At 72.0% G+C, this 16,685-nt stretch carries 19 protein-coding genes and 1 pseudogene; 11 read left to right on the plus strand and 9 right to left on the minus strand.

From position 1 onward, the window contains the following. Positions 1-112: 112 nt before the first annotated feature. The 6 genes from ACQEV1_RS26185 (at position 113) to ACQEV1_RS26210 (ending at position 6,786) form a co-directional block, all read left to right on the plus strand. Positions 113-1,132 (plus strand): L-erythro-3,5-diaminohexanoate dehydrogenase, encoded by a 1,020-nt coding sequence (locus tag ACQEV1_RS26185; RefSeq protein ID WP_433396711.1) that lies wholly within the window; start codon positions 113-115, stop codon positions 1,130-1,132. Next, positions 1,132-2,733, plus strand: a complete 1,602-nt coding sequence (locus tag ACQEV1_RS26190; RefSeq protein ID WP_433396713.1) for a lysine 5,6-aminomutase subunit alpha — start codon at positions 1,132-1,134, stop codon at positions 2,731-2,733. The genes ACQEV1_RS26185 and ACQEV1_RS26190 overlap by 1 nt, the downstream gene beginning before the upstream one ends. Then, complete coding sequence (locus ACQEV1_RS26195; RefSeq protein ID WP_285575507.1) at positions 2,730-3,545, plus strand: OAM dimerization domain-containing protein; 816 nt, start codon at positions 2,730-2,732, stop codon at positions 3,543-3,545. Before ACQEV1_RS26190 ends, ACQEV1_RS26195 begins: the two co-directional genes overlap by 4 nt. Further along, complete coding sequence (locus ACQEV1_RS26200) at positions 3,542-3,937, plus strand: MaoC family dehydratase (RefSeq protein ID WP_285624512.1); 396 nt, start codon at positions 3,542-3,544, stop codon at positions 3,935-3,937. Before ACQEV1_RS26195 ends, ACQEV1_RS26200 begins: the two co-directional genes overlap by 4 nt. 509 nt (positions 3,938-4,446) lie before the next feature. Next, positions 4,447-6,030, plus strand: a complete 1,584-nt coding sequence (gene lnt / locus ACQEV1_RS26205; protein WP_433396716.1) for an apolipoprotein N-acyltransferase — start codon at positions 4,447-4,449, stop codon at positions 6,028-6,030. A 3-nt stretch (positions 6,031-6,033) separates the two neighbouring features. Continuing rightward, on the plus strand, positions 6,034-6,786 hold the full coding sequence (locus ACQEV1_RS26210) for a polyprenol monophosphomannose synthase (protein WP_285624507.1): 753 nt from the start codon (positions 6,034-6,036) through the stop codon (positions 6,784-6,786). A 67-nt stretch (positions 6,787-6,853) separates the two neighbouring features. Here ACQEV1_RS26210 and ACQEV1_RS26215 read toward each other — a convergent pair whose 3' ends face one another. Then, complete coding sequence (locus ACQEV1_RS26215; RefSeq protein ID WP_433396718.1) at positions 6,854-7,324, minus strand: MarR family winged helix-turn-helix transcriptional regulator; 471 nt, start codon at positions 7,322-7,324, stop codon at positions 6,854-6,856. Positions 7,325-7,396: 72 nt separating this feature from the next. Between ACQEV1_RS26215 and ACQEV1_RS26220 the strand changes: the two genes are divergently transcribed. After that, positions 7,397-7,771, plus strand: coding sequence for a VOC family protein (locus ACQEV1_RS26220; RefSeq protein WP_433396720.1), 375 nt, complete (start codon positions 7,397-7,399; stop codon positions 7,769-7,771). Positions 7,772-7,845: 74 nt separating this feature from the next. Beyond that, complete coding sequence (locus ACQEV1_RS26225) at positions 7,846-8,370, plus strand: FxsA family protein (RefSeq protein ID WP_285624499.1); 525 nt, start codon at positions 7,846-7,848, stop codon at positions 8,368-8,370. Positions 8,371-8,463: 93 nt separating this feature from the next. Here the strand turns inward: ACQEV1_RS26225 and ACQEV1_RS26230 are convergent, their stop codons facing one another. The 3 genes from ACQEV1_RS26230 to ACQEV1_RS26240 form a co-directional block, all read right to left on the minus strand. Then, a complete protein-coding gene (locus ACQEV1_RS26230) occupies positions 8,464-8,808 on the minus strand; it encodes an RNA polymerase-binding protein RbpA (RefSeq protein ID WP_141963948.1) in 345 nt (114 codons plus the stop codon). 119 nt (positions 8,809-8,927) lie between these two features. Then, on the minus strand, positions 8,928-10,346 hold the full coding sequence (locus ACQEV1_RS26235; protein WP_285624497.1) for an MFS transporter: 1,419 nt from the start codon (positions 10,344-10,346) through the stop codon (positions 8,928-8,930). A 64-nt stretch (positions 10,347-10,410) separates the two neighbouring features. Further along, on the minus strand, positions 10,411-11,211 hold the full coding sequence (locus tag ACQEV1_RS26240) for a glycerophosphodiester phosphodiesterase (RefSeq protein WP_433396723.1): 801 nt from the start codon (positions 11,209-11,211) through the stop codon (positions 10,411-10,413). 212 nt (positions 11,212-11,423) lie between these two features. Between ACQEV1_RS26240 and ACQEV1_RS26245 the strand changes: the two genes are divergently transcribed. Beyond that, entirely contained in the window at positions 11,424-11,636 is a 213-nt protein-coding gene (locus ACQEV1_RS26245; RefSeq protein WP_285575525.1) for an EF-hand domain-containing protein, read from the plus strand. Between the two features lie 23 nt (positions 11,637-11,659). Here ACQEV1_RS26245 and ACQEV1_RS26250 read toward each other — a convergent pair whose 3' ends face one another. Both ACQEV1_RS26250 and ACQEV1_RS26255 read right to left on the minus strand, forming a co-directional pair. Next, positions 11,660-12,202 (minus strand): TrmH family RNA methyltransferase, encoded by a 543-nt coding sequence (locus ACQEV1_RS26250; protein ID WP_285624491.1) that lies wholly within the window; start codon positions 12,200-12,202, stop codon positions 11,660-11,662. Beyond that, positions 12,199-12,810, minus strand: a complete 612-nt coding sequence (locus ACQEV1_RS26255; protein WP_433396725.1) for a class I SAM-dependent methyltransferase — start codon at positions 12,808-12,810, stop codon at positions 12,199-12,201. Before ACQEV1_RS26255 ends, ACQEV1_RS26250 begins: the two co-directional genes overlap by 4 nt. A gap of 107 nt (positions 12,811-12,917) precedes the next feature. Between ACQEV1_RS26255 and ACQEV1_RS26260 the strand changes: the two are divergent. Both ACQEV1_RS26260 and ACQEV1_RS26265 read left to right on the plus strand, forming a co-directional pair. Continuing rightward, positions 12,918-13,058, plus strand: a pseudogene (locus tag ACQEV1_RS26260) (histidine kinase dimerization/phospho-acceptor domain-containing protein); the annotation flags it as partial. Positions 13,059-13,305: 247 nt separating this feature from the next. Further along, positions 13,306-13,755, plus strand: a complete 450-nt coding sequence (locus tag ACQEV1_RS26265) for a hypothetical protein (protein ID WP_285624485.1) — start codon at positions 13,306-13,308, stop codon at positions 13,753-13,755. An 8-nt stretch (positions 13,756-13,763) separates the two neighbouring features. Here ACQEV1_RS26265 and ACQEV1_RS26270 read toward each other — a convergent pair whose 3' ends face one another. The 3 genes from ACQEV1_RS26270 to ACQEV1_RS26280 are packed head-to-tail and all read right to left on the minus strand — an operon-like array spanning position 13,764 to position 16,677. Next, positions 13,764-14,711: a VWA domain-containing protein gene (locus ACQEV1_RS26270; protein WP_285624483.1), complete on the minus strand. Its 948-nt coding sequence runs from the start codon at positions 14,709-14,711 to the stop codon at positions 13,764-13,766. After that, positions 14,708-15,676, minus strand: a complete 969-nt coding sequence (locus tag ACQEV1_RS26275) for a DUF58 domain-containing protein (protein ID WP_285624480.1) — start codon at positions 15,674-15,676, stop codon at positions 14,708-14,710. The genes ACQEV1_RS26270 and ACQEV1_RS26275 overlap by 4 nt, the downstream gene beginning before the upstream one ends. Then, complete coding sequence (locus tag ACQEV1_RS26280) at positions 15,673-16,677, minus strand: AAA family ATPase (RefSeq protein ID WP_285575544.1); 1,005 nt, start codon at positions 16,675-16,677, stop codon at positions 15,673-15,675. Before ACQEV1_RS26280 ends, ACQEV1_RS26275 begins: the two co-directional genes overlap by 4 nt. Between the last annotated feature and the right edge of the window lie 8 nt (positions 16,678-16,685).

Below are 16,685 nucleotides of genomic sequence, written 5' to 3' on the forward strand. Positions count from 1 at the left end.
GTCGCGGAGATCGCGGATGATGTTCACTGTCTGCGGGACCATACGGGAAATTCTTTCTCTAAACTAGGTTCCCCCAGCAGATATTCCACTACACGCTACCTTGAGGTGAGGGATGAACAGCTCTCCGGTCGGTCTGCACCGGGTCCTGGAGCCGCCCGGCGTTCTGCCGCAGGCGGCCCGCCGTCTGGATCCCGATCCGCGGATCCGCGAGGACGAGGTCCGCGTACGCCTCGAACGCCTGAACCTGGACGCCGCCTCCTACCGGCAGCTCCACACCGCCCACGACGGCGATCCGGACGCCATCCGCGCCGAGGTCCTGCAGATCATCAGGACCCGCGGCAAGATGCACAACCCGGTCACCGGCTCGGGCGGCATGCTCATCGGCGTGGTCGACGAGGTGGGCCCGCGGTCCCCGCTGGGCCTGACGCCCGGCATGCGGATCGCCACCCTGGTCTCCCTGACCCTCACGCCGCTGCACGTCGAGGACGACCTGCGCCGCTGGGACGGCCACGGCGAACAGGTCCCGGCCGAGGGCCACGCGATCCTGTTCGCCCGCTCGATCGCCGCCGAACTCCCGGCCGACCTGCCCGCCGGGCTGAGCCTGGCCGTCATGGACGTCTGCGGCGCGCCCGCCCTCACCCACCGCGTCGTCGCCGCCCGTACCGCGCCGGTCGTCGCGGTGATCGGCGCCGCGGGCAAGAGCGGGTCCCTGGCCCTGGCCGCGGCTCGCCGCGCCGGCGCCGCACGTACCATCGGAGTGGTCCCGTTCGAGGCCGAGGCGGCGCGGCTGCGCGCGGCCGGACTGGCCGACGACGTCGTGATCGCCGACGCCCGCGACCCGATCGCGCTCGCCGGCGCCGTCGGCGCGCCGGCCGACGTCACCGTGGTCTGCGTCGACGTGCCCGGCTGCGAGCACGGCGCGATCCTGGCCACCGCCGCGGGCGGCACGATCGTGTTCTTCTCGATGGCCACCTCGTTCTCGGCCGCGGCGCTCGGCGCCGAGGGACTGGCCGCCGATGTGACCATGCTGATCGGAAACGGGTACGCCCCAGGGCACGCGCAGATGGCGCTGGACCTGCTGCGCACCGAGCCCGGCGTAGCGAAGATCTTCAAGGAGCGGGTGGAGGAGTGATGGGCAAACTGAACCTGGATCCGCAGGTGGTGGCCAAGGCACGCCGCCTCGCCGAACGCGCCGCCGAGCCGGTCATCGAGATGGCCCGCACGCACACGACCGTCTCGGTCGAACGCGCGCAGCTGCGCCTGGCCGGCCTGTCCGGCGCCGACGCCGACGGCCGCCCGTGGGTGAACCACCTCGTCGACGCCGTACGCGACCAGGTCGGCCTCGAACACGGCGTCGCGCTGCCCGTCTGGGACGCCCTGCGCCGCGAGTCCTACGCCGACCTGTCCGCACTGGCGCAGGCCGCCGCGCTGGGCGCGGTGACCTTCCGCCTGCCCTCCGGCGACGACGCCGCCGCGGCCACCGCGCACGCCCGCGCCGCCGCCCGGGAGGGCATCACCCGCATCGACCGCCGCCGCGCCGAACGCGACCAGCTGCTCACCGAGGTCGGCGACCCGCCCAAGCCGTGGGTGTACCTCATCGTCGCCACCGGCGACATCTACGAGGACATCCCGCAGGCGCAGGCCGCCGCGCGCGAGGGCGCCGACGTCGTCGCGGTGATCCGCTCCACCGGCCAGTCGCTGCTGGACTTCGTGCCCGAGGGCGCCACCCGCGAGGGCTACGCCGGCACGTACGCCACCCAGGAGAACTTCCGGCTCATGCGCGCCGCCCTGGACGACGTGTCCAAGGAGCTGGGCCGCTACGTGCGGCTGACGAACTACGCCTCCGGCCTGTGCATGCCCGAGATCGCCACGCTCGCCGGCCTCGAACGCCTCGACATGATGCTCAACGACTGCATGTACGGCATCATCTTCCGCGACATCAACCCCCGGCGCACCTTCATCGACCAGCGGTTCTCCCGCCAGGTCCACGCCCGCGCCGGCATCGTGATCAACACCGGCGAGGACAACTACCTCACCACCGCCGACGCGGTCGACGCCGCGCACACCGTCGTGGTCAGCCAGCTGCTGAACGAACGCTTCGGCCGCGAGGCGGGCCTGGCCGACTCCCAGCTCGGCCTCGGCCACGCCTTCGAGATCAACCCGGCCCTGCCGGACTCCTTCCGGCTGGAGCTGGCCCACGCGCAGCTGGTCCGCGAGCTGTTCCCGGACGCGCCGCTGAAGTACATGCCGCCGACCAAGCACATGACCGGGAACGTGTTCGCCGGCTACCTGCTGGACGCGTTCTTCAACCTGGCCGGGGTGATGACCGGCCAGTCGATCATCTTGATCGGCATGATGACCGAGGGCATCCACACGCCCTGGCTGTCCGACCGCGACCTGGCCCTGGAGAACGTCCGGTACGTCCGGGACGCCTGCGGCGCCCTGGCCGAGGACTTCGTGCCCCGGCCCGACGGCTTCGTCGTCCAGCGCGCCGAGCAGGTGCTCTCGGAGTCGGTCGACCTGCTGGAGCGGATCTGCGACGACACCCTCCTGCAGGCGATCGCCGACGGCACCTTCGGAGTGACGCGCCGGCCCGCCGACGGCGGCAAGGGCCTGGACGGCGTGGTTGAGCGCGCCGACGGCTACGTGGGCCCGGCTTTGGAGATCCTCGAGACCGAAGACCCCCACGCGGGCCACCGGCCCCAGACACCCGCAGGGAGCGTGCAGCGGTGATCCAGCGCGAGACCACGACCGGGGTACCGGAGGCGACCGACCTCCCCTCGATCATCCGCCCGTACGGCGACACCACCGGCGACGCGATGGTGCAGCTGTCCTTCACCCTGCCGGTGCCGGCCGGCAAGCGCGCCGAGCTGGCCGCCCTGGGCCTGGCCCGGCAGATGGGCCTGGACCCGGCCAGCGTCGTGCACGCCAAGGCGATGGGACCTCACTTCACGTTCTTCATCGTCTACGGCAAGGTCAACCACCTGATCGACTACGCCGGCATCGAGGTGCCCGAGGGGCGGGAGTACCCGCTGCTGCCGGCCAAGGAGATCGAGCTGGCCATCCGCACGGTGCTGAACCGCCGCCTCGTCGTGGTCGGCGCCTGCATCGGCACCGACGCGCACACCGTCGGCATCGACGCGATCCTCAACGTCAAGGGGTTCGCCGGGGAGAAGGGCCTGGAGTACCACCGCGAGATCCAGGTCGTGAACATGGGCGCCCAGGTGACCGTGGAGGAACTCCTCGAACGCGCCAAGGCCGAGAACGCCGACGCCGTGCTCGTCTCCCAGGTCGTCACCCAGAAGAACGCCCACATCCACAACACCAAGCAGATGGCCGCCGCCTTCCACGCCGCCTACCCGACCGCCGTCGGGCCGGGCATGGGACGCCCGCTGCTCATCGCCGGCGGGCCGCGCTTCGACACCGTCACCGAGGCCGAGCTCGGCGTCGACCGCATCTTCGGCAAGGGCACCACCCCCGGCGAGGTCGCCTCGTACCTGGTGCACGCCCTGCTGCCCAGCTGGACCCCCCAGGAGGAATCGTGAGCGACGACGCACGGGTCGGCCTGACCGTCACGCACCGGCGTTACGTCCCGCACGGCCACGCGCACTACGGCGGCAGCCTGGTGGACGGCGCCTACGTCCTCGGCCTGTTCGGCGACGTCGCGACCGAGGTCTGCATCCGCACCGACGGCGACGAGGGACTGTTCGCCGGCTATGAGGACGTGCGGTTCCGCGCCCCCGTACGGGCCGGTGACGTGCTGGAGGCGACCGCGACCGTCACACGCGTGGGCCGCCGCAGCCGCACCCTGGCGCTGGAGGCGCGAGTGGTGTGCCGCTCGCTGCCGGACAAGGGCGAGTCGGCCGCGGAGGTGCTGGCCGAACCGCTGGTGGTCCTCACGGCGACCGGAACGGTCGTGGTCCCCGGCGCCTCCTGACGGTGCGTGACGCGCGCGGCATGGGTTGACATCGCTTCGGATACCGATAAGTTGCCTAGGCGTCCACCAGAGGGCGTACCGGCCGGCCGGCCGGGGCGCCGCGGCACCTGCGCCGTGACGGGGGAAGGGCAGCGCCGCAGTGCGGCGCCAACCGTCGAAAGCCAGACGCAGGCCATCCGCGCGCCCGGCCGGGAGCACCCCGGGCCGGCGCCGGTGAGACTCGGTTAGAGCCTGGGCACCCATCAGACAACGGACCGACGCGCTCGCCGCCGACGAGACGGGTCCGGTTCGAAGGGACCGCCCGGGCTCTCTTCCGTTCCGGCACGCGTACGGCGCCCGCTGCGCGGCGCGGTGGGGTCAGGATGTGAGCGGTGCGGAGTGCACCGCCGGGCGAATCGGCACGCGGCGGCACGGGCGGCCGCGGCGCACCCCCGGCACCTTCCATTCGTCGGCGCGGCCCGCGGACGATACGGTTCCGCAAGAACGAACGATGCGGACGAGGAGCGTTGGTGGCGCAGGACATGCTCGCCGAGGAGACCCCCGGCGTCGCCGATGAGTCCCGTCGGCGAGGTTTTCTCCCACGACTGCGACGACCGGCCCTGGCGGTTCTCGCCGGGCTGCTGCTCGCCGCGGCCTTCCCCCCGATCGGCTGGTGGCCGCTCGCGCCGGTGTCGGCCGCGGTGCTCGCCCTCCTTCTGCGCGGCCGCCGCCCGCGCGCCGCGACCGGGCTCGGCATGCTGTACGGGCTGGCGTTCTGCTTCCCGCTGTTCGAGGGTCTGCGCCCGGTCGGGATCGACGCCTGGCTGGCCCTGAGCGTCTTCGAGGCGCTCTACTTCGCGCTGCTGGGCACCGGCATCGCCCTGGCCACCCGGCTGCCCGGCTGGCCGCTGTGGACGGCCGCGCTGTGGATCACCGAGGAGTTCGTCCGCGGCCGGGTGCCGTTCGGCGGCTTCCCCTGGGGGCGGCTGGCCTTCAGCCAGACCGCCTCGCCCTACACCGGCTACGCCCCGCTCGGCGGCGCGCCGCTGATCAGCTTCGTGGTCGCGCTCACCGGCGGGCTGCTGGCCGCGTCCGCGCTGGCGCTGTGGCGGCGGCGCGCGGCGTCTCCCGGCGCTGAGCCGGCCGGGCCGCGCGGCGTGGCCCTCATGCTGGCCGGGGTGCTGGTCCTCGGCGTGGCCGGCGTCTTCGTGCCGCGGCCCTCGGGCGGCAGGCCGGTGACGGTCGCGGTGGTCCAGGGCAACGTCCCGCGCGCCGGCCTGGACTTCCTCGGCCAGCGCGAGGCCGTCCTGGACAACCACGCACGGGAGACCCACAAGCTGGCCGAGGAGGTACGCCAGGGCAGGCTCTCCCGGCCCGACATCGTGATCTGGCCGGAGAACTCCAGCGACCTGGACCCGTACCAGGACCCCCAGGCACGCCAGGTGATCGACGCGGCCGTCCGCGACATCGGCGTGCCGGTGCTGGTCGGCGCCGTGATCGACCACGGTGACGGCGAGCATGTGGAGAACCGCGGCATCGTGTGGGACCCCAAGACCGGCCCCGGCGCCTACTACGTCAAGCGGCACCCGCTGCCGTTCGGGGAGTACATCCCGATCTTCCGCGGCTTCCTGCGCAAGGTGATCACCCGCTTCGACATGGTGGGGGAGTTCGTCAAGGGCCGCTCGGCCGGCAACCTGCGCCTCGGGCCGGTGAAGATCGGTGATGTGATCTGCTTCGAGGTCGCCTACGACGGCCTCGTGCGCGACGTGGCGGCCAACCCGCTGCTGGTCGTGCAGACGAACAACGCGACATTCGGGCGGACCAGCCTGCCGCCGCAGCAGTTCGCGATGTCGCGGCTGCGGGCGGTCGAGCACGGCCGCACCATGCTCGTGGCCTCGACGAGCGGCATCAGCGGCATCATCACCCCCGACGGCCGCGTGCTGGATCGTTCGACGGAATTCACACCGGCTGTGCAGGTCGAGCGCGTACCCCTGCGCTCGTCGCGTACGCTTTCCGATCATCTCGGCGCTACCCCCGAATGGGCGCTGGCGCTGCTTGGGTTCGCGGCGGCGGCCGTCGCCGCCTGGAGGACACGGACGAGCAGGGGGACCTAGCGGGTGGAGACCACGGAGGGCGTCGGACGGGTTCTCGTGATCATCCCGACGTATCAGGAACGCGACAACGTCGAGAGCATCGTCGGGCGGGTCCGCGCGTCCGTGCCGCAGGCCGAGGTGCTGGTGGCCGACGACGCGAGTCCCGACGGCACCGGGGAGATCGCCGATCGCCTCGCGGCCGAGGACGACCATGTGCACGTGCTGCACCGCGCGGGCAAGGAAGGCCTGGGCGCGGCGTACGTCGCGGGGTTCCGGTGGGGCCTCGAGCGCGGCTTCGACGTGCTGGTCGAGATGGACGCGGACGGCTCGCACCAGCCGGAGGAGCTGCCCCGGCTGCTCAGCGCGCTGGAGGACAACGACCTGGTGATCGGCTCGCGGTGGGTCCGCGGCGGCCGGGTGGAGAACTGGCCGAAGAAGCGTGAGGCGCTCTCGCGCGGCGCGAACACCTACTCGCGGCTGCTGCTGGGCTTCCACGTCCACGACTCGACCGGCGGCTTCCGCGCCTACCGCGCCACGACGCTGCGCAAGATCGGCATCGACGACGTGACGTCGCAGGGCTACTGCTTCCAGGTCGACCTGACGCTGCGCACCGTACGGGCGGGGCTGAAGGTCGCCGAGGTGCCGATCACGTTCGTCGAGCGCACCCACGGGGCGAGCAAGATGAGCCGCGACATCATGGTCGAGGCGTTCGTGAAGCTCACCCGGTGGGGCGTGGAGGGCCGCCTGGGCCGCCTGGCGGGACGCGACCCCTCCTGAGGCGCCCGCGCCGCCGTGACGACGCGGAACCTTACTACGTAAAGGCGGCCGGCGTGGACGCGTCGCCTCACGCGCCCTGCTCGTCGGCGAGCCGCCGCAGATAGCCGGCGAAGCGTTCCCGGTCGGCGTCGTCCCAGCCGGCGGTGAGCTCGGCGAAGGTCCGGCGCTGCCACCGCCGGGAGCCCTCCAGCAGTGCGCGGCCTTCGGCGGTCAGGCGCAGCGACGCGCGCCGGCGGTCGCGCTCGGCGGCGGAGCGCACGAGGTAGCCCGCGGCGACCGCGTCGCGGACCATGCGGCTGGCGCCGGAGTGGTCCAGGCCCAGCCGGCGCGCGATCGTGCCCACGTCGGCGTCCGCCGCGCCCTCCGCCGCCTCCACGGTGAGGATGTGCTGGACGTGGCGTGCCTGCCCGGTCAGCTCCTCGGCGGCCAGACCGCTCCAGCGGCGGGACCAGAACCGCACGAGCCGGAACAGGGCCGGTCCGCCGTTCTCGAACCCGCCGTTCTCAAGCCCGCTGTCATCGGTCTCATCGGAACGCATGACGCCATCCTAATGCGTGCGATTCGCATGTATATTTGCATGCGAATCGCATACACCTGGAGGAGTGGCGTCATGCCCGTCGTGCTGAACCACCTGATCGTGCCCGCGACCGACCGGCGCGCCTCGGCCGCGTTCTTGGCGGACCTGCTGGGCCTGCCCGGGCCCGGCGCCGACACCGGCCCGTTCACGCCGGTGCGGATCAACCACGACCTCACCTTCGACTTCGACGATCGGCGCGGGGCCACGCCGGGCCACTACGCCTTCCTCGTCGACGACGCCACGTTCGACGGCGTCCTGGCGCGGCTGCGGCGGGCGCGGGAGATCGCGTTCGGCTCGGGGACGGCGAACGGCTGGGACCGGGAGGTGAACCATCTCGGCGGCGGGCGCGGCGTCTACGTCCGCGACCCTGACGGCCACAGCTACGAACTGTTCACCGCGGTTCCGTGACAGTGGCCCCGCCGCGGGCCTCCGATGCGGGGCGCCGCGCGCGAACCACGCGCCGGGCGGGTCACAATGGAGCCATGCTTCGCGCGACGCTGGTCATCGCCTTCCTGGTGGTTCCGGTCCTGGAGATCTATGTGATCCTTCAGGTCGGTCACGCCATCGGCGGATGGCCCACGGTGGCTCTGCTGATCCTGGAGAGCGTGCTCGGCGCGTGGATCATACGCAGGGAAGGGCGGCGGGCCTGGCGCGCGCTGACGGAGGCGTTCCGCCAGGGCGGGCTGCCCGACCGCGAGCTGGCCGATGCCGCGCTGGTGCTGGTCGGCGGCGTTCTGCTGCTCACGCCCGGCTTCCTCACCGACGTCGCGGGGCTGCTGTTCGTGCTGCCGTTCACCCGCCCGCTGATACGCCGGCTGCTGGCGGTCTACGTCGGCCGCCGCGTCCGCGTCGCGCAGAGCCGCGCAGCGGCCTCATTCGAGGGCTTCGGCGGCATGGCCCGCCCCCGGCACGAGCCGGGCCCGCAGAGCGGCTCTGCGGGCGGTACGGACACTGGTCACCGGGTCGTCCAGGGCGAGGTGATCGAGGAGGACCGTGATCCGCGCTGAGCGGCCGGCCGGGCTCCGGCGGAGGAGGGACGACGGCAACGGGCCGCGCCACCGAGGGGTCTGGCGGCACGGCCCGTCAACGATCGTTTCGGCTTATGCGGTCTTCCTGCGCTGTGCCCGCAGCACTGCCAGGCGTTCGGCGAGGACCTCCTCCAGGTCCTCGATCGAACGACGCTCCATGAGCATGTCCCAGTGGGTGCGCGGGGGCTTGCCCTTCTTTGACTGCGGCATTTCCCCGTCGACCATCAGGGCCGTGGCGCCGCAGCTCCGGCACTCCCAGGTCATCGGCACCTCGGCCTCGGCGGCCAGGATGACGGTGAACCGGTGGCCCTTCGGGCAGTCGTACATGACCTCCTGACGGGGTGCCAGGTCGGTGTTTCGGTCGTTCTCGTAGCTTGTGGCTCCGAGTCGGGTGCCGCGAAGTGCGCGCTCGGCCATCGTGACGTGCCTCCCAGACGGCTTGCGTTCTCGTTAGTGGAGCAACGCTGGATACCGTCACAAGATTCCCGCCTCAGAGCCGGTCCAACCCTGTGGTTTTCGCTCGTCCGCGCGGCGGCTCAGACGCGGCGGGGGAGGGGGTTGCCGGCTTCGCGGACGCCGCGGGGGACGTCCACGGCGACCAGCAGGACGAAACCGACCACGAAGAAGATCACGAGGGAGACGATCGCGCTGCGGTAGCTGTCGGTCAGCTGCAGGGCGAACGCGAACACCAGCGGGCCGATCCAGCTGGTGCCCTTGTCGCTGATCTCGTAGAACCCGAAGTACTCCGCGGTGCGCCCGCGCGGCACCAGGTGGGAGAACAGCGACCGCGACAGGGCCTGCGTGCCGCCCATGACCATGCCGATGACGGCGGCCAGGACGATGAACTGCGTGATCGAGCCGCGTTGCAGCGTGTAGCTGACCACCACGACCACCGTCCAGGCGACGAGCGAGGCCAGCACGACGCGGCGGGTGCCGTACCGGTCGGCGAGCCGGCCGAGCAGCAGCGCCCCGCCGAACGCCACGAACTGCACCAGCAGCACCGCGCCGATCACGACGGACTGGCCGAGGTCGAGCTCCTGCGTCGCGTACGTCGCCGACAGCGTGATCACGGTCTGCACGCCGTCGTTGTAGATCAGGAACGCCAGCAGGAACAGCAGCGTGACCGGCCGGTTGCGCAGGTCCTTGAGGGTGACGCCGAGCTGGGCGAACCCGGCCCGTACGGCGCCGAACGCGCTCTCGCCCGTACGGGCCCGGCGGTGGTCGCGCAGGCGGCGCAGCGGGATGAGGGTGAAGGCGGCCCACCACACGCCGGCCGAGGCGAGGCTGATCCGCACCGCCATGGCCTGCGACAGCCCGAAGGAGTCGTGCAGCAGGTACACCACGAGGTTGAGGGCGAGCAGCAGCCCGCCGCCGAGGTAGCCGAAGCCCCAGCCGCGGGAGGAGACCGCGTCGCGTTCGTCGGGGCCGGCGATGTCGGGCAGGAAGGCGTTGTAGGCGACGTCGGCGCAGCCCAACGCGATGTTGGCGAGGATGAACAGGCCGGCGGCGAGCAGGTAGCGGCCGCCGGAGGCGAAGAACAGGCCCATCGTGGCGAACGCGCCGAGGTAGGCGAACAGGGCCAGGGTGCCGCGTTTGCGGCCGGTGTGGTCGATGAGGGCGCCGGTGACGGGCAGCAGCAGGACCTGGGCGATCACCGAGACGGTGACGGCGAAGGGGAAGACGGCCTTGGCGCGGACGTCCAGGCCCAGCGGGTGGACCCAGCCGTGCGCGTCCGCGGCCGCGCCGGCGACGGTGCTGAGGTACGGGCCGAGGAAGACGGTCACGACCGTGGAGGAGAAGGCGGAGTTGGCCCAGTCGTAGAAGTACCAGCCGCGCCGTTCGCGGCGCAGGGTGTCCGGAGCCGCCACGGTGCCGGTCACGGCGGCGGGTGTGCCGGCGGGTGTGGCGTGCGGGCCGGTGCGGACGGATTCGCCCGCGGCACCGGTGTCGGTCACGGGGCCTCCTTCGTCGGAGGGTGTGACCACCGGGGCGTGTTTTCGGTTCCCTCGCTTCGCTCGGTCATGTGGTGGCCGTCGCCCACAGGCCGCGGGACCTCATCAGGTCCCGGAGGGTCTCGATGTCGTCGGTGATGATGCCGTCGACGCCCAGGTCGAGCAGCCGCGCCATCTCGGCGGGGTCGTTGACGGTCCAGGCGTGGACCTTCAGGCCGAGGGAGTGCGCGCCGGCGAGGAAGGAGGGGGTGATGAAGCGGGTGCCGCCGAACCGGTAGGGCACCTGCGCGCACGGCGCGCCGGTCGCGGCGGTGCGCAGCAGCGCCGACAGCGGCCCGGCGACGGAGTGGGCGCGCAGCGCGGCGACGCCGCGGGGGCCGAGCGCGGTGCACACGTCGCGGCCGGCGAGCAGCCGCATGCGGGCGCGTACGTGTCTCAGCCGCCGGGAGGAGAAGGAGGTGACGCACACGCGGTCCCACGCGCCGGTGCGGCGCAGCACCTCGGTGAGCGGGCCGATCGCGCTCTCGGCCTTGACGTCGATGTTGAGGCGGGCGGCCGGCCAGGCGCCCAGGACGTCCTCCAGCCGCGGGATCGGCTCGCGTCCGCCGATGCGGGCGGCGGCGACCCTGGCGTAGGGGAGGCGGGCGATCTCGCCGGGACGTCCGGCGACCCGCTGCAGGTCGGCGTCGTGGAAGGTGAGCAGCACGCCGTCGGCCGTGGCCCGTACGTCGGTCTCCAGGTAGCGGTAGCCCAGGTCGATGGCGCGACCGAACGCCGCCATGGAGTTCTCCAGGCCGTTCAGGGAGCCGCCCCGGTGGGCGAACGGGATGGGCCCGGGGTGATCGAGGAACGCAAACTCCGGTGACACCTGTTCGAGTATGGCGGCTCGGCGGCGTGAAAGGCGATTCACCACTCACCTTACTTCGTAAAGGCGCGGGCCTGTGTCCGCACACCCTGATGACATCGGCAAAGCCGATCGCCGGGACCTCGTGTCCATGTCTTCTGGGTTACGGCTTTTGGACTAGGTTGTCGTGCGCTGCGGCCGGCGGTGGCCGCGTCTCCGAGCAGGAAGGCTTGATCATGGCGGACACCAGCGCCTACGCGGCGACCTTCGAGATCGTCGATGTGAACAAGGACGGGCACATCTCGGCTCCCGAGCTGAAGCAGCTGATGAAGGCCCTCGGTGAGGACATCACCGACGAGACGGCCGCGGAGGTCGTCCAGCGGATGGACTCCAACGGGGACGGTGAGATCTCGCTGGAGGAGTTCTCCACCTACATGTCACAGGGCTGACCCGCGCCGGCGCCGTGGCGAGGTCAGCGGGCCCACTCACGGCGCCGGGTCTCGGCCAGCGCGATGGCGGTGGCGACCGCGACGTTGAGGGAGCCGACGCGCCCGATCTGGGGGATGTAGGCGACCGCGTCGGCGGCGCCGAGCAGGGCGGGGGAGCAGCCGTGGTCCTCGCCGCCGACCGCCAGGCACACGTCGCCGTCCAGCGGCGCCTCGTGGAGGGGGAGCGCGTCGGAGGTCAGCTCGATCGCGACGATGCGGAACCCGGCCTCGCGCGCGGCCCGTACGGCGTCGGGGACGGGCACGGCGGGCTCCCAGGGGACGAGCCGCTCGGTGCCCAGTCCGGTCTTCTGGGCGCCCGGGTGGGTCGGGGGAGTGGCGTTGCCGGCCAGCCACAGGTGTTCGACGCCGAACGCCGCCGCCGACCGCATGATCGATCCGACGTTGAACGGCTGGGTCACCGACTCCACGAGCAGGCCGAGACGGCTCTCGGTACGGCGCCGCCAGCCGCGGTTGAGGCGTTTGACGTCGGTGGCGCGCAGCTGCCTGCGGGCGTCGGCGGTGGTCACGGTGTGTCCTTCTCGGGGTTGGTGACGGCCAGGACCCGGTAGCCGGCACGTGAGGTGAGGCGCTCGGTGGGCCATCCCCGGTCCTGCAGCCAGCGTTGCAGGGAGTCCGAGCCGAGGTTCTTCTGCACGACCAGGTGGGCCAGGCCGCCGGGGACCAGGCGGGGCAGCCAGGTGTCCAGCAGCGCGTGCAGGGCCGGCTTGCCGACGCGGATCGGCGGGTTTGACCAGATCGCGGCGAAGCGGGTGTCGGCCGGTACGTCCTGCTCCAAGCCGAACCTTACATTGTCAAGGCCGGCGGCCTGGGCGTTGTCCCGCCCACATTCCAGTGCTCGTTCGTTGACGTCCACGCCCCAGACGATCGCCTGCGGCGATCGCGCCGCCATGGTCAGGGCGATCGGCCCGTACCCGCAGCCGAGGTCGAGCAGGTCGCCTTCGGGGGGAGGGGCCGGCACGCTGTCGAGCAGGACGCGTGTGCCCAGGTCGACGCGGTCAGGGGAGAACATGCCCCGGTCGGTCGCCAGCCGGAAGTGCAGATCGGGCAGGACGAGGTCCACGGTGCCCGGCCGGCTGCGCGCCTGCGGACGCCCGGCGAAGTAGTGCTCCCCCACGTCGGCCGACCGTACCAGCGCTACGGCGCGGACGTGACCTCACGGACGACGGCCGGGCGGCCGGCGCGCGCCGGCCGGGTGGTTTCCCCCTTGGTCTTCTCGTCGATTCCTTCGACGCCCAGCGTCACTTCGTCGCCAACGCCTCCCACGAGCTGCGCACGCCCCTCGCCGGGCTGCGGACCCTCCTCGAGGTCACCCTCGCCGATCCCGACGCCGGCACTCTGCGTTCGGCCTGCCGGGAGGCCCTCGACCTCGCGGTCGCCGGAGGAGCGCTCGTCTCCCGCCGCGACGGCGTCGGCCTCGGTCTCGCCATCGTCGACGCTGTCGCCCAGGCCACCACGCCGCCCTCATCGCCGGCGCGCGCCCCGAGGGCGGCCTGTCCATCACCGTACGGTTCGCGCAGGCATCTCCTGTGGATCTCGTGGGGGTGGCATCAGGGGCGAGTCGGGGGAATCCCTGATGGCGTTCCGGGCCCGGAGGACGCATCATCGCGATATGACGTATCAACCGGATGTACCGAGCCGTTCGGACTCGACCTGGATCGCGATGTCGGCCGCCTCCCAGGGGCCCTGGGCGGTCGCGCTGGCCGGGGGAGCGGTGGCGGGCGGCGCCGATCTCGCGCTGCACCTGCTCGGCGGTCACCTGAGCCTCGCCGGGCCGCTGTCGTTCGGGCTCGCGGTGTTCTTCCTCATCGGCGCCGGCGGCGCGCTGCTGCGCCGCGGGTATGACCGTACGCGGGCGTGGGCGCAGCAGCACCCGTGGTCCTACGCGCTGGTGCCGGCGGCCGGGACGGCGGCGACGGTGTTCGCGACCTTCTTGTTCCTCAGCGGCGACGGCCTGTTCGGCAGTCTCTGGGAGGGGCTGAGCGACGGCCTCGGCGTGCTGCTCCTGCTCGGGATCATCGGGTACGTCGCGCGCGGCGTACGCCCCGCCTCACGCCGCTGAGACCCGCCTCAGGGCAGCCGCTGGAACCACACCAGCGACAGGCCGCCGGCGGCGAGGGCGAACAGCAGCGCCACGAGGATGTACTGCGAGGCCGCCTCCTGGCGTTCGATGCGGTATCCGAGCGAGCTGCCGATGTGCCGGTAGACCTCCGACAGCTCCGACCCGGCCTGCGCCTCGTAGGCCTTGCCGGCGGTGTCGTTCGCGAGGTTGCGCAGCGTCGCCTTGTTCACCTGCACCGGCACGGTCTCCCCGTCGATGTCCACGATCCCGTACGGGGTGCCGAAGGCGATCGTGGAGACGGGGACCTTCGCGGCGCGGGCGGCGGTGGCGGCCTCCATGACCGACCGGCCGCTCTGGTTGTCACCGTCGGACAGCAGCACGATGTGCGAGGGCGGCGGGTCCTCGTTGGCGCGGGCGTCGAACGAGCGGATCGACTGCAGCGAGGTGAACACCGCCTCGCCGATGGCGGTGCCCTTGCCCAGTTGCAGCCCGTCGATGGCATGGCCGACCGCCTCGCGGTCGAACGTCGGCGCGACCACCGCCGAGGCGCTGCCGGAGAAGCTGACCAGGCCGACGTTGAAGCGGATCGGCAGGTCCTGCACGAACTTCTTGGCGGCGGCCTTGGCCGCGTCGAGCCGGCTGGGTGCGACGTCGGTGGCCTTCATCGACAGCGACACGTCGATCGCCACGATGATGGTGGCGCGTTCGCGGGGGACCTTCACCGGCTTGGCCGGGCGGGCGAACCCGACGGTCATCAAGATGACCGACAGCAGGAACAACAGCGCGGCCACGTGGCGGCGCCAGCCGGGGCGGCGCGGCGCGACCCGTGACAGCAGCGCCAGGTTCGTGAAGCGGACCGCGGCCTGCCGGCGCCGCGCCTGCACGACCAGGTAGAGACCGATGAGCACCGGGACGAGGGCCAACAGCCAGAGCCGGCCGGGGGACAGGAAGGTCATGCGCGGCTCCGCTGCGGGTGAGCGCGCCCGGCGACGCGGCGCTGTTGCAGCGCGAAGCGGGCGACGTCGCTGATCCAGTCTCGGTCGGTGCGCAGCACGAGGTGCGCGGCTCCGCAGCCGCGGATGGCCTCACGGGTGCGGGCCCGCTGCTCGGCGGCCGCCGCGGCGTACCGTGCACGGACCCTCTTCGAGAGGATGATCTCCCGTACCTCGCCGGTCTCCGGGTCGGTCATCATCACCGGGCCGACGTCGGGCAGGTCCAGCTCACGCGGATCGATGATCTCCACGGCGACGACCTGGTGGCGGGCGGTGAGCCGCCGCATCGGACGCGCCCATGCCGGCTCACCGTCGCCGGTGCGCTCCTGGTCCAGGAAATCGGAGATCACCACCCGCAGGCCGCGTTTGAACTGCCCGCGTGCCAGGCTCGTGAGCCCCTCGGCCAGCGACAGGCCCGGCCCGCCGCCGGGATCGGCGCGGGGCGCGTCCAGCAGCGCCTGCAACAGCGCGTACATCGCCGTGCGGCCCGTACGGGCGGGCCAGCGCCGCAGCCCCCCTCCGTGGGTGACGTAGGCGCCGACACGGTCACCGAGGCGCGTGGTGAGGAATCCGATCGCGGCCAGCGCGGCCACGACCAGGTCGCGTTTCTCCATGGCCGCGGTGCCGAAGTCCATGCTGGGGGACAGGTCGGCCAGCGCCCAGACCTCCAGTTCGTGGTCGGCGATCAGGTCACGGACGTGCGGGACGGTGGTGCGGGCGGTCACGGCCCAGTCCATGTGCCGTACGTCGTCCTCACCGGGCTGGTACAGGCGGGCCTCGGCCAGGTCGCTGCCGGGCCCGGGCAGCATGCCCAGGTGCTCGCCGTGCAGCAGACCGTCCAGCCGGCGGGTGACGGCCAGTTCGAGCCGCCGCAGGGACCGCTCGGGAGCCAGCTCACCGAGCCTGTCGGACCTCCTCGCACCGGTCATGAAGCGTATTCGCTGTTCCACACGACACGCGGCGGCGGCACGGCCGTCAGGATCCGCTGGACGATGCCGACCGGGTCGATGCCGTCGGCGATGGCGTCGAAGGACAACAGGATGCGGTGCGACATCACGTCGACGGCCACGTCGCGTACGTCGTCGGGCAGCACGTAGTCACGGCCCCGCAGCAGCGCCAGGGCCCGCGCGGAGGCGACCAGGCCCAGCGTCGCGCGGGGACTCGCGCCGATGTCGATGACGCCCTGCAGATCGGACAGGTGGTACTGCTCGGGTTCGCGGGTGGCCATGACGAGCCGCACGATGTAGTCGGCGACCAGTTCGTGCACGGCGATCTCGTCGGCGGCCTTCTGCAGGCCGATGAGACTCCCCGGATCGAGGATCTGCGTCGCGTCGGGCGGATCGACGCTCATCCGCTGCAGGATCTGCATCTCCTCGGTCGCACCCGGATAGGCCACGTTGACCTTCATCAGGAACCGGTCACGCTGCGCCTCGGGCAGCGGGTAGACGCCTTCGGACTCGATGGGGTTCTGGGTGGCGATGACGACGAACGGCCGCGGCAGGGGATGGGTCTTGCCGCCGAGGGACACCTGGCGTTCGGCCATGACCTCCAGCAGCGCCGACTGCACCTTGGCGGGCGCCCGGTTGATCTCGTCGGCGAGGACGAAGTTGACGAAGACCGGGCCGCGCTCCACATCGAACTGCTCGGTCGAGGGATGGTAGATGCGCGTGCCGACGATGTCGGAGGGCACCAGGTCCGGGGTGAACTGCAGCCGCGCGAACGACCCGCCGACCACGGTCGCGAGCGTGCCCACGGCCAGGGTCTTGGCGACGCCGGGAACCCCCTCGAGGAGGCAGTGGCCGCGGGCGAGCAGAGCGATCACCATGCGTTCGACCATGTGTTCCTGGCCGACGATGACCTTCTTGACCTCGGCCACGCTCTGCTGCAGCAGCGCCGCGGCCTGATCGATGTCCCCTACAGCGATGGTCATGTAGTCCC

It is taken from the genome of Actinoallomurus sp. CA-142502 (assembly GCF_050936355.1).
GTDB classification, from domain to species: Bacteria; Actinomycetota; Actinomycetes; order Streptosporangiales; family Streptosporangiaceae; genus Actinoallomurus; species Actinoallomurus iriomotensis.

Coding starts and splice junctions, on each gene's coding strand:
- ACQEV1_RS26245 (WP_285575525.1), top strand. CDS start 11,424: ATGGCGGACACCAGCGCCTACGCGGCGACCTTCGAGATCGTCGATGTG.
- ACQEV1_RS26280 (WP_285575544.1), bottom strand. CDS start 16,677: ATGACCATCGCTGTAGGGGACATCGATCAGGCCGCGGCGCTGCTGCAG.
- ACQEV1_RS26230 (WP_141963948.1), bottom strand. CDS start 8,808: ATGGCCGAGCGCGCACTTCGCGGCACCCGACTCGGAGCCACAAGCTAC.
- ACQEV1_RS26225 (WP_285624499.1), top strand. CDS start 7,846: ATGCTTCGCGCGACGCTGGTCATCGCCTTCCTGGTGGTTCCGGTCCTG.
- ACQEV1_RS26265 (WP_285624485.1), top strand. CDS start 13,306: ATGACGTATCAACCGGATGTACCGAGCCGTTCGGACTCGACCTGGATC.
- ACQEV1_RS26220 (WP_433396720.1), top strand. CDS start 7,397: ATGCCCGTCGTGCTGAACCACCTGATCGTGCCCGCGACCGACCGGCGC.
- ACQEV1_RS26215 (WP_433396718.1), bottom strand. CDS start 7,324: ATGCGTTCCGATGAGACCGATGACAGCGGGCTTGAGAACGGCGGGTTC.
- ACQEV1_RS26275 (WP_285624480.1), bottom strand. CDS start 15,676: ATGACCGGTGCGAGGAGGTCCGACAGGCTCGGTGAGCTGGCTCCCGAG.
- ACQEV1_RS26190 (WP_433396713.1), top strand. CDS start 1,132: ATGGGCAAACTGAACCTGGATCCGCAGGTGGTGGCCAAGGCACGCCGC.
- ACQEV1_RS26270 (WP_285624483.1), bottom strand. CDS start 14,711: ATGACCTTCCTGTCCCCCGGCCGGCTCTGGCTGTTGGCCCTCGTCCCG.
- ACQEV1_RS26185 (WP_433396711.1), top strand. CDS start 113: ATGAACAGCTCTCCGGTCGGTCTGCACCGGGTCCTGGAGCCGCCCGGC.